9 protein-coding genes and 2 pseudogenes are annotated in these 12,515 nt (G+C 32.8%); 10 read left to right on the top strand and 1 reads right to left on the bottom strand.

Annotated elements, in window-relative coordinates; translation table 11 throughout:
• Positions 1-202 precede the first annotated feature (202 nt).
• The 8 genes and pseudogenes from C568_RS30825 to C568_RS0113675 form a co-directional block, all read left to right on the top strand.
• Positions 203-544: pseudogene (locus tag C568_RS30825) on the top strand (DUF6262 family protein); the annotation flags it as partial.
• Between the two features lie 196 nt (positions 545-740).
• Positions 741-1,508 carry a GNAT family N-acetyltransferase gene (locus C568_RS0113705; RefSeq protein WP_018781862.1) on the top strand — a complete coding sequence of 256 codons (768 nt, stop codon included), beginning with the start codon at positions 741-743 and terminating at the stop codon, positions 1,506-1,508.
• 782 nt (positions 1,509-2,290) lie between these two features.
• On the top strand, positions 2,291-3,061 hold the full coding sequence (locus tag C568_RS0113700; RefSeq protein ID WP_018781861.1) for an ABC transporter ATP-binding protein: 771 nt from the start codon (positions 2,291-2,293) through the stop codon (positions 3,059-3,061).
• Entirely contained in the window at positions 3,036-4,973 is a 1,938-nt protein-coding gene (locus C568_RS0113695) for an FtsX-like permease family protein (RefSeq protein ID WP_018781860.1), read from the top strand. The genes C568_RS0113700 and C568_RS0113695 overlap by 26 nt, the downstream gene beginning before the upstream one ends.
• A 69-nt stretch (positions 4,974-5,042) precedes the next feature.
• Positions 5,043-5,381 (top strand): annotated as a pseudogene (locus tag C568_RS31935) (transglycosylase SLT domain-containing protein); the annotation flags it as partial.
• Between the two features lie 194 nt (positions 5,382-5,575).
• Positions 5,576-6,685 carry an acyltransferase family protein gene (locus C568_RS0113685; RefSeq protein WP_018781858.1) on the top strand — a complete coding sequence of 370 codons (1,110 nt, stop codon included), beginning with the start codon at positions 5,576-5,578 and terminating at the stop codon, positions 6,683-6,685.
• A 631-nt stretch (positions 6,686-7,316) separates the two neighbouring features.
• Entirely contained in the window at positions 7,317-7,904 is a 588-nt protein-coding gene (locus C568_RS0113680; protein WP_018781857.1) for a GNAT family N-acetyltransferase, read from the top strand.
• A gap of 615 nt (positions 7,905-8,519) precedes the next feature.
• The gene (locus tag C568_RS0113675; RefSeq protein ID WP_006097691.1) at positions 8,520-9,002 is read left to right on the top strand and encodes an NUDIX hydrolase; all 483 of its coding nucleotides are present in this window, start codon (positions 8,520-8,522) and stop codon (positions 9,000-9,002) included.
• Between the two features lie 370 nt (positions 9,003-9,372).
• Here the strand turns inward: C568_RS0113675 and C568_RS0113670 are convergent, their stop codons facing one another.
• On the bottom strand, positions 9,373-10,224 hold the full coding sequence (locus tag C568_RS0113670; RefSeq protein WP_018781856.1) for a helix-turn-helix transcriptional regulator: 852 nt from the start codon (positions 10,222-10,224) through the stop codon (positions 9,373-9,375).
• Between the two features lie 122 nt (positions 10,225-10,346).
• Here C568_RS0113670 and fabF point away from each other — a divergent pair, with 122 nt between their 5' ends.
• Positions 10,347-11,582, top strand: a complete 1,236-nt coding sequence (gene fabF, locus C568_RS0113665) for a beta-ketoacyl-ACP synthase II (RefSeq protein ID WP_018781855.1) — start codon at positions 10,347-10,349, stop codon at positions 11,580-11,582.
• A 130-nt stretch (positions 11,583-11,712) separates the two neighbouring features.
• Positions 11,713-12,117, top strand: coding sequence for a GNAT family N-acetyltransferase (locus tag C568_RS36445; RefSeq protein ID WP_080740326.1), 405 nt, complete (start codon positions 11,713-11,715; stop codon positions 12,115-12,117).
• The last annotated feature ends 398 nt before the right edge of the window (positions 12,118-12,515 follow it).

The following is a 12,515-nucleotide window of genomic DNA, read 5'->3' as shown; positions in this document are numbered from 1 at the left end:
AAGTGAATATTTAGAATTTATAGAAATATTTATCTAATTATTAGGAATATTCAGTCATAAATTTATCAAAGTTTATTAAAAAATATCCATCCATTCATAAATTACTGCAAATTAATAAAATTTTCGCTTTGGGGACACTTTAAATTACTAGCTTGATGGGCATGGGGGAGGGGACAAATTTCAAAATTCGGAGGATTGGTGTCATAACTTAAGGAAGGCCTCCACGCACCAAAAGGTCAACGTAGCTATTCAGCGGCTCGTACGAGCCAATGAGACTATTAATTTCAACAGTGTAGCGAGTGAAGCTGGTGTGGCGAAAGCAACGCTGTATAACAACCGGGAGTTGCGTGGTCGGATTGAGACATTACGCCAACAACAAGCACAAGCGCCTATACCAAAACAGATCAAAAGGGAGATAAATGACAGTAACAAAGATGCCATCCTTGAGTCGTTGAAGCGAAGAATCAAAAAATTAGAAGATGAGAACAAGCAATTGCGTGAGCAATTGAAAGTCGCTTATGCAGATGTATATAAAAAAATTTAGGGTAGGAGGAGAACGTTGTTCTCCTTCCCTGTTCATTCAACAAACGGGCCAGATTATTAAGAAAAGAAAATGAATCACTTCAATGTTTTCTGAAAATTATGGGAGGATATAAATACGGTGAACACAGTTTTTTTAGAATTTAATTGACCTTATAATAAAAAAGAGCGCGCTAAATTAAATTGAAAGGTGCAAAAACATGATTACAAATCAACAATTAGTAATAAACAATTTTGAAGAAAAATTAAAAGTATTTACTCATGCAGTTAGTGGAGAACTTACAAAGGAAGAAGATTTCGTCATAGCAAATACAGAAATTCCTACTGATACATTCAATGTATTATTGCCGAAATCTCCAAATATCAAAAATGCAGTTAAGATTAGACATGGAATCGATAATTTTTCTTATAAAGAATATCCCTTTAGTATTTGGATTGATGCTCAGTATTTAAACGATGATTGGAAAAAACTTATGCAAGAATATGACCTAAAAGAAACGGAACGTAATGTAATGATGAAACTTGAAAATACTCTTAATGTTGGTCAAAGAATTTCCCATCAGCTTATGATTACTAATGTGAAAAATAATGAAGAACTTTTAAAATATATAGAGGTATTTATGAGCTTATTTGAAGGTACACCAGAAAAAGATGCATTAGAAAGTTATTTTAATAAGTTTTCACAAATAAAATTAGGTTCAGAAGTTCAAATGTTTATTGGATGCATAGACGAAATGGCTGTAACTACTGGTTTATTAATAGAAAGCAAAGATAGTTATGGTATTTATGATGTGATGACAAAAGAGACATTTAGAGGTAAAGGAAATGGCAGTGAAATGTTTCAATTTCTTCTAAATCAAACAAAGGATAAACAAAAACCAGTTGTATTACAGGCTTCAGATGATGGGAAAAATATCTATAAGCGATTTGGATTTATGGCTGTCGGAGAAATGGTTGTATTTGAATAAGGGGTTTTCTTATTAAGCTAAAGGGCGCGATTGTTGAACAAAAAGTAAAAGGAGTGAAACATATTATACATGACTAATATGTTTCACTCCTTATTTTTTATGATTTTTTACATTAAATTTCTAGAAAGAAAAGAGATAAGATCGGGGAATGCGATCTTATCTTCAGCATAAGGAGTAAAACAAAAGGGAATAACCATCTTATTGTTATTATATTATATTTTTTAATATCAAAACCATAGATAACATTTATATCTATATTGAGAAATTTATTACAAAATTAGTTGTAAATGTTTAAAAAACCGAAAGTAAACTTTTACCCAGTAGTTTACTTTCATAATATTGATTTTTATACGTGTTTGGTAAAGAAGACACAATGAATTGCAAAAAAAACTATACCGAAATCTAGTTCGGTATAGTAAAGTGCATATAAAAAATTCCTCTTTGCTATCTCCCCAAAAAAGAATCATTGCCGAGGATCTTATAAACTGTATTTTCAGAAATATTACAAGCGTGTAAGTAAAATGTAAGGCAATTCAATATGAGAAAAATAATTTTACTACTACAATGAATAACAGAAACATTCATGAAAAACTTGTGATACGATATCAAGTTATTTTAGTGCTTAAAACATTCGATTAAGAATTACAGTTTAAATAAGGAAATACGAAACTAGATCACCAATTAATGGGGAATTATTCGTATTTTAAAAAAAGTAAAAATGTCGGCAGGCATCATCTATCAACTTTCATTCTTAGTTTGTAAATTTGGAGGGGATTTCTCATATGAAAATAGTAAAAGTAAAAGATCTTAGTAAAGAATACACAGGAAAGGTTTCACATACAGCACTTTCAAATATTAATTTAACAATTACAGAGGGAGAATTTGTTGGGATTATGGGCCCTTCTGGTAGTGGGAAAACAACGTTATTGAATATGATTTCTACTATTGACTCACCAACATCAGGCAGTATATTCATTAATAATAAAAATCCTTATCAACTTTCACCCAATGATTTGGCCTTATTTCGCAGACAGGAATTAGGATTCGTCTTTCAATCCTTTAACCTGTTGCATACATTAACAGTAAAAGAGAATATGGTTCTTCCGCTCGTATTAGATGGCATGAACGTGAAAAGAATAAATAAACGAGTAGAATCTATTTCAAAAAAATTAGGAATTAGTGAAATTTTAAATAAACGAACATATGAAATATCAGGAGGACAAGCACAGCGAACAGCGATTGCCCGTGCACTCATTCATTCTCCTAAATTGGTTCTTGCCGATGAGCCAACAGGAAACTTAGATTCTAAAGCTTCCCAAGATGTAATGGAGATATTAACACAATTAAATAAAGAAGAAAAGGCAACAATGATGTTAGTAACGCACGATCCAGTTGCTGCAAGTTACTGTGACCGCGTTATTTTTATTAAAGATGGACAGTTATATAATGAAATTTTCTACAATGACAATCGTTCGTTATTTTATCAAAATATTATGGACAGTCTTTCTATGTTAGGAGGGAACAAAAATGATTTTTCGGCAGCTCGCATTTAATAATGTTATACGGAATAAACGAATATATCTCGGCCATTTTTTTAGTAGCACATTTGCGGTAATGATTTTTTTTACTTATGGGCTACTTGTCTATCATCCGAACCTACAAGGCGAACTGACTAACGCAAGCACCATAATGAGTACATTTGGGAAAATAGGATTTCTCCTATCGTATTACTTAATCTTTTTTTTCTCTTTCTTTTTGATTTTCTATTCTGTTAGTGCATTTTTAAAAAATAGAAAAAAAGAGTTTGGATTATTAATGTTACATGGAATGTCTTATCAACAGCTTCATCGATTAATTTTTCTCGAAAACATGTTGATTGGAATCCCTTCTATAATAGCAGGCATTGGGATTGGGATGATTTTTTCTAAATTAGTTTTACTAATTAGTGGGTCTTTATTGGCAATAGAGCATACGTTAGCATTTTACTTTCCATTAAAGTCTATGGGAGTAACAGCTATTTCCTTTTTTGTTTTATTCCTACTCATTTCATTGTTTACATTAAAAATGGTGAAAATGAATGAGCTTGTAGAACTAATAAAATCAGAGGAAAAGCCAAAACCTGAGCCGAAAGCGTCCGTTTGGATATCCTTGTTGGCAATTATCTTAATTGGAGCAGGTTACTCCGCCATCCACCACAGTATCGTTGCGGTGAATTGCATGAGTTTGAATCAATTATTATTACTCGTAGGAGTAGGTGTCACGCTTGTCGTATTTGGAACCTATTTTTTCTTCACTCAATTGTGTGTATATGTGATATACACTTTAAAAAATAGAGAGACTACATTCTTTAAAAGAACCAATCTACTTGTTATCTCAGAATTAATGTATCGAATGAAAGATAATGCGAGAACGTTCTTTATAGTTACAATTATATCAGCTGTATCTTTTACAGCAATTGGAGTTTGTACGGCTATCACAAATCCTGAATTGGCAAAACATGAGACCCCATATGCATTTACCTATCAATCGGATAAGGGGAATACACGAGAAAAATCCCATATTGAAGAGATAAAAAAACAATTAAAAGAATCTGGATTTTCTTATAAACTTGTAGCAACAAAATTTAAAAGGGCACACAGCGGATTGGTGTTAATTAATCTTTCTACGTATAATGAATACGCTAAAAAATTAGGGTATGAAATAGAGAAATTAACAAATGAAAATGAAAGTATCGCTATACGACTAAAGAAGAACGGCAATAGTGCAGAGGATCGAAAAACATTTGAATTAATACATGGTGAACTAGAAGTACCACTTTCTGTGCAAAAAACAATTTATATCCCAGAATTCGCCGCAATTGAGAAACCTGTTATTGTCTCGGATGCTGTTTACAGTAAAGTCCTAAATATACAACATGAAAGTGTACTCCGGGATTACACTATATACGGTTTTATCATAAAAAATTGGCCTGATACAACTGCAGTTTCTACAAAACTTATGAAGTTCATTGGTACGAGTCAAGATGATTATTATATCTTTTCATCTTTGAATTTGAGATGGCTTGAACTGAAACAACAAAACGGATTACTTTCTATTACAAGTGTATTGGTGGGAATTTTATTTTTCGTATTTACGCTAAGTTTTTTATATTTCCGTTTATTTACTGATTTAGAACGTGATCAAGAGCAATATCAGATGATTTCAAAATTTGGTTTAAGCCAAAAAGGGTTAAAGCAAATTGTGACAAGACAAATGATGATCCTATTTTTCTTACCGATTGTAGTGGCTATGGTTCACAGCAGTTTTGCATTTCTAACTTTTCACCAATTAGGACAAACAGTAAGTAGGGAAATGTCCGTTATTCAAAGCTCAATTGTTGTATTAGTAAGCTTTATTTGTATGCAAATTATTTATTTCCTTATTATTAGAAATCACTATATAAAACGCATATGTACAAAAATATAATTATAAAAAAGATAACCAAAAAATTGAAGTTGCATATTCAATCACTAATTATGGTTGGATATGCAACTTGAAAGCAAGTTTAATCCAAATGCAGTTGGAAATCAGGGCACATCCCTTGGACTGTTTCAACTCCATCGAGGTGGATTAGCACCCAGAGATTTAACGAACGAAGATTTGAAAAATGCAGAAACCAATACTCGAATTGCAATATCTAATATGACAAGTGCATATAACCGTGGTTTACAGAAAAGTTTAAAAGGACCAGATCTATTAAAACATGTTGCTAATACCTCAGGTTGGCCTGGAAATAAGGGCGTTCAATGGACAGAGAAACAGACAAACTATAACAAGGGTTTAGAAAACAGTTTTAAAATGTTTTCTAAACGACAATACGATTTTCTAGAATGAAATTTTTAACGATTATTATTATATAATTTATGCTTAAATACGAAAATTCCCTTCAAAAGATACACAGATTGACGTTGTACTGCTTATATCAGGAATTTAAAGAAACATAAGCACAATATGTATAATTCTCCCACTGCACTAGTATAGTGGTCTTTATTAACAGCAAAAACTACAATTTACAAGGAGAACACTTTATGAGTAAGAGAATAACCGAATTAGATTCAATACGAGGACTAGCGGCTATCACAGTGGTATTTGGACATTTTTGTTTAATGCTACCATCATTGCCTAATTCTATAAAACTATCCCCTCTTAGGTTTTTATGGGCTGGTGGGGAAGCTGTAATCATTTTTTTTGTACTCAGTGGTTTTGTGCTATCTATGGCACTTTATCATTCAAAAACAAATTATTGGGGATATTTAATTAAGCGATTTGTACGAATCTATATCCCTTATTATTTCTGGATATTCATCACCTTTGCTTTATTTATTTTATTTTCACCATATGAAGTTACGGGACTACGAGATTGGTTCTATGATAAGTGGCAAGGGCCTATAACAAAATTAGATATTATGAATCACTTTGTACTTCTTAATAACTTTTTTACGGATAATTATAATCCGGTTATCTGGTCATTAGCTCAAGAAATGCGTATATCTATCGTGTTTCCCTTGTTATTCCTTCTGTTTTATAAACAGAGTTGGAAGAAAACGATACTGTTTGCTATGAGCTTTTCTTTAATTAGTATTTTCCTTAATATGTTGCATATTGGGAAAGCTGAGGGGTTTTATAATGGTTATGCCGATACACTGCATTTCACATCTATGTTTATGGTCGGAATGGTACTTTTTAAGCATCAGGAAGAACTTACCCACTTATATAGAAATATGAAAAACTTAAAAAGAAATCTTCTTATCACACTAGGAATCTTTCTATATGTATACTCTACTGGAATTTTGTTGATTTCTCGTAGTGATACTGCTTTCCTATTAAAAGATTGGGGTGTCGTAATTGGCGTTAGTATACTGATTATAATGGCCATGAATAATCTAAAGGTAAAAGCAATTTTAAATAAGAGTGTATTTGTATACTTAGGAGAAATTTCATATAGTATCTATTTATGTCATTTTCCAATCATGATGGTACTATTTAAACTTTTGTATGCAAAGATACCTATCCTGTTCCTTCTTATCTTATGTATTGCAATGACAATACTTTGTTCTATATTATCGTATCATTTAATTGAAAAGAAATGTATCAATTGGGCAAAACAAAGAACAACAAAGTTTCAAAAAAAGGTTTGATACTTGGAGGGATTTTATTTCTTTAGTAAATATACGAATATTACCGGTTCCTTAACGTATAAGGTACCGGTTAATTTGTGTTCAAATTTTGTCTAAACGTACAATTTTCTTTTTTTGATATGGTGACGCCATGCCCATCAACTTAAGAATTCAGAATTACCCCAAAACGAAAAAATGAGCTTTTTTGCTACAAGTTAGCACAAAATTTCGTTCTGGGGGTATTTACTTTTCTTAGCTTGATTGCGATGGGGTAGCACCAACAAAACGCGAATTTCGTACGCTAAGCGATTTTTCGCATAGAAAAAGCCGATTCCCTGTACGTTAAGGGATAATTGTGGATTTAAAATAAAGTCGCGACGTTTATAAAAACGTTGCGATGCTTTACCCCTTTAGATGGTTATCTAAAGGGGTGTTTTTATAGTGAAAAGGAAAAGAACATCTGAATTGAAAGATAGATTAAGGAACTGTGGAGTGGTAATAAGTTATTCCGTTAAACGTCCATATTATGGAATGTGTGATTGTATAAATAATTAAATTTTGAGATAATTGTTATTAAGGAAAAGGGAGTTAAATGGAATAAGGTTGCTCAATAAAAGAAGTAATGAAAATATGACTTACAAGGGGAAGAGTTATGAAGCATAAAACATCAGAAAGATTATTTAGAATAGATTGCGGAGATATCTATCTCCAAGAGTTTTCCATTAAAGATGCAGATAGTATATACAGAATTTCAAATCAACCCGAAATATTTAAGTTCTTGCCAGACTGGAAATCAACAAAAGAACAAAGGGTAGATTGGGTTACCAATTATGAAATACCAGCAAATAAAGCATTTCTTGATGCCGCTGTAAATACATCAAACATAGATGGTCATTTTTTAAAACTAGGGGTATTTGTTAAGGAAACGGATGAATTTATTGGTTGGTGCTGTACAGGTATTAAAGATGAGCTACCTTCACCGAATAGAGAAATTATGTATGCCATTTCAAGTGAATATCAAAAGAAAGGATACGCTACTACAGCGTCTACAGGATTGATTAACTATTTGTTTACAAATACAAATTTAGATGTCATTAACGCAGTAGCTTTAATTAACAACGTTTCATCAAATAAAGTTATTGAAAAATGTGGATTTACTTATCTGAGTCAACAGACAATAGAAAGCGAATTATATAATCACTATATATTGAATAAATCAGAGTGGATGAAAAATCATTAATAGAAAATGTTGTTGTTCCAGAAAAGAGTGCTATTATTGAACAACATAGGGGTCACCATACATGTCCATCAACTTAAGAGCGAAAACAAAATAAACTTTCGTTCATATAAGCTAAAAAACTCTTAAAATATTTTGTGCCCTTAAAAATGAGGGTTCTGGTGCAAAAACTCTAAAACTTTTGCAAGTAATCTCCTAAACTTGGACATACTGATAGCATTACTCTAGAAAAAGGTGTGTGATTGATATGGAAAAGGAAAATTTGTTCAGAACAAGTCTGTCCAAAATCAAAAACAATTTATTCATAAATTATTTGGTTTATCTTCATAAGCTAGAAATATAGAGGGAATTGTTACTCTATGTTTCTAACTAACATTTTCGCACCAGAACCAAATTAACTAAAAAAGAACTTGTAAAAAAATTAATTCATGCAGAACAGTATATTGTTGAAAATAACAAAAATTGGGTAACTAATCATTTCGAAAAATTTAAGTAGGTTACATTCTTTTCTCAGTATCATTTCTAAGATTCTTCAACTAATGGGACAGGTTAGTCGAAGAAGGATTGTAGAATTTTTCCGAGATATTGAATTGAACCACTGAATTTAGGAGCGCATTTATGGAGGTTTGGGATGTTTACGATAAAAATAGAAATAAAACAAATAAAACTCATGTACGTGGTACTCCGTTAGCAGTTGGTAATTATCATATAGTTGTCCATGTATGGATAAGAAATAAAAAAGGTGAAATTCTTCTAACGAAAAGACATCCTGATAAACCTCATCCTAATCTATGGGAATGTCCAGGTGGCTCTATATTAGTAGGTGAAAATAGCCTTGATGGTGCTGTACGAGAAGTGAAAGAAGAAATCGGGATTAACTTGTCTCGGTCTAATGGAAAACTGATAGAGAGCGAACGCAGGGATGTTTACAATGATTTTTATGATGTATGGCTTTTTAACCAAAGCTTTGAAATTACAGAAACCATACTTCAAAAAGATGAAGTAAGCGATATTAAATGGGTAACAAAATCAGAGCTTGAAAGTATGTATAATTCTAATTGCATAGTACCAACTCTTAGTTATTTTAAATTAATCTTTTAGCAAGTCTTTCTTTAACAAATGTAGCCTTGGAATAAAGTTTGATTAAATTAACTTAATAAACCTTGATAAAAGAACAAATAGAAAAAGCGTGTTTTGAAAAAAATTGATTAAAACACGCTTTTTTTATATTCAATTGAATCATCCTTTTATAAAAAAGTTTGATAATTTTTGTGATTCTTGCTCAATTAAAGCGCCCTATAATGGAATACCGAAAATAGAAATCCGAATGCAAATTAGCTTATTTTCCTTCAACTAACGCCATCCACCCATAGAACAAAAGGGCAACAGTAAAGTTAACTCTTTTCCCATAAGGAATAATGACTTTGTTCAGTAATCAGTATCATTTCGCTAATGTAATGAACTTACTTTATTAATTTTCAACGGAAACCCTCTTCATTAATCGCTTTAATTTATTTTCTGTATCTGTTTCCTCTACTGGCGTATAGATACTGCACCGTAAATCCATATCACCTTGAACTTGAAGAGAAGTTAAATTAAACAACATTTTGCCTGCTTTAGCATGTCTGAATTCAATTATCATGTCTGGAGCCTTACTCACTTGACTTTCTTGCCATAAATCCTGGAATTCTGAATGTGAATGACTCATTTCTTTAATAAACTGGCTGTACCATTCATCGTCTAAATAGCGTCCATAATAGGTACGGAAAATAGCAAGAAAACCTTTCACAAAATGTTCCCAATTGACGGCCAATGCTTTTAATTCTTTTCTAGTGAACACTAAACGAATCAAATTTCTTTGATCATTCGGTATTTGTTCAAAATCTAAAAAAACATAAGCAGCTGCAGGATTCCAGCCCACAATATGGCAATGTCGATCCGTAATGATAGTCGGACAATATGTTAATTCAGCTAGTATTCGTATTAAAGAAGGGCTAAGCTTTGATTGATCCTTTTTTGGACTTGTAATTTCTGAATTTGTTTCTAATGCCAGGTCATATAAGTAGTCTGTTTCATCATTATTTAATTGCAAAGCTTTAGAGATACAATCAAGTACGATTGTAGAAACCTTTATATCTCTTCCTTGCTCTAGCCATGTATACCAAGTGGTGCTTACACCTGCTAACTGTGCAACCTCCTCTCTTCGTAACCCAGGTGTTCTTCTCCGGGTTCCGGCAGGCAAACCAATAGACTCTGGACTAATTTGGGCGCGCTTAGCTTTTAAGAATGCCGACAGAGCTTCAAGCCTAGTTTTATTATTCATTTTTAAAATTCCTTATCATATCAATTTAACCTAGTAGTAGTTATACTAGGATAAATCCCCCCTTGTAATAGGATAAAATGACTGTAAAATACAAGTATATTATTGATTGGAGGGAATGCAAAGTGGAAAGAGTTGTGATTACTGGTATGGGAGTAGTTTCTCCTATAGGAAACGACATCGAAACATTTTGGAACAATCTAATTAAAGGGGAATCTGGTATAGTCAATATCGATACTTTCGATGTTACCAATCATAAAACAAAAATTGCGGGTATCGTCCTAGATTTTGATGCAGATGAAGTTTTAGGAAAGAAAGAAGCAAGACGTTTAGATCGTTTTTCTCAATTTGCTTTGGCTGCAGCTGAACAAGCTTGGTCAGATTCTAAGTTAGACCTCAATCGTATAGATGTAGAAAGGTTAGGCGTATACGTAGGTTCAGGTATCGGAGGGATTGAAACCTTGATTGAAAATGTTGATGCGCTTAGGCAGAAGGGGCCAAGAAGAGTCAGCCCAACTCTAGTACCTGCCATAATGTCTAATGCTGCTGCAGCACAAATTAGTATCAAGTGGAATGCGATGGGACCTTCTATGTCACCTGTTTCTGCTTGTGCAATTGGAAATACGGCTATCGGAGAAGCCTTTAGACTAATTCGTTCTGGAGAAGCTGACGTTATATTTGCGGGTGGAACAGAGTCAGCTATTACAGACTTATCAATAGCAAGCTTTGGTAACGCTACAGCATTATCAACAAGAAACGATAATCCCACTAAAGCTAGTCGTCCATTTGATGAAAATCGAGATGGATTTGTCATGTCAGAAGGAGCTGGAATTCTAATCTTAGAATCTTTATCTCATGCTTTACGTAGAGAGGCAAAGATTTATGCAGAAGTCATTGGATATGGTGCAAGTTCAGATGCACACCATATCGTAGCTACACATCCGGAAGGTAAAGGCGCCTATCTTGCAATGAGATCAGCTTTAAAAAATGCTAATATATCGCCTGAAGAAATTGATGTTATTAGTGCCCATGCAACAAGTACAAAAGTGGGGGATATCTCTGAAACGATGGCTATTAAGCAGCTGTTTGGAAAACAAGCTTATCAGATTCCAGTAACAGCTAATAAATCTATGCTTGGACATATGTTAGGGGCAGCTGGTGGAGTTGAAGCAATTGCTTTAGCAATGAGCTTAAAGGAAGGGATAGTTCCTCCAACAATTAACTTAGAAAATCCTGATCCATTATGTGATCTGGATTATGTACCATCTGTTGCTCGTCAAGTGAAAATAAATATGGGACTATCTAACTCATTTGGTTTCGGAGGTCATAATGCAGCTATTGTTTTAAAGAAATACGAGTGAATAAACTTTCTCTCGTCAATCTGACCGTTTCCTCTAGAAACGGTTAGATTTATTCAATTAAATGGCCCGATTGCGGAACAAAAAAGTCCTGCATATCATACAGGACTTTTAATCAAACTTTACTGAGAAAATAGAAAACAAGGAATTATATGTATTAAAAAATAAAACTGAGTTAGTTGGAGTTTTTGTACTTGATGAATGGCAACCTATAGAATGGTCAAATATCCAATGGTCTTATAATGAAGGAGCTTATTTTGTTATACATTCATTTTGTATACATCCAGATCAACAAAGCAATGGCTATGGAAAAGCAGTTCTAGATTTTTGTGAAGGGTTAGCAATTCAGCGGAAATATACGGGTATCCGCTTAGATGTTTTTTCAAAAAACGATGTTTCTCAAAGGTTCTATGAGAAAAATGGATATGTAAAAAAAGGAGAAGTTATTTTCAAGTCAAAACCTGTTAACAATCAAGTCTATTTCTGTTTTGAAAAAATAGTTACACATAATTTCCCGCTAAAAATAGGAGAGATTTAACAATTTGTTAAATAATTAAATTCGTTAATACAAAGAAAAATATAGTGTTTCAAGTACTCTTATCCAAACTCATGTCAGAAAGCAACATTCCAATCCTAATAATTGTGTTATCCAAGTTGGAGCCCTGCCAATTTTCATCCGTCGAATAAATCAAGTAGTTCACTTTGAATTGAAATGTTCAAAAACGTTATTTTTTCTAATCTAGCTTGTTTAGAAAGAATAACGTTTTTTACACTTTGGGTATTAAAATGCCTTAAATTGATGGGCATGCGGCTGAACCCCCTTATAGCATAAAATACGATTTCACTAGGAATCTACTATTATTCGCGTTCTTCTTCATATATTTGCACCAGAACCAGGAAACCGACTTATTTTCGGGGTTTTTTACTTTGTTTTAC

The sequence above is a fragment of the Bacillus sp. 95MFCvi2.1 genome (assembly GCF_000374965.1).
In the GTDB taxonomy this organism is placed as follows: domain Bacteria; phylum Bacillota; class Bacilli; order Bacillales; family Bacillaceae_G; genus Bacillus_A; species Bacillus_A pseudomycoides.
Note: the sequence above shows the minus strand (reverse complement) of the source record. Positions and strands in the feature narration are given on the sequence as shown.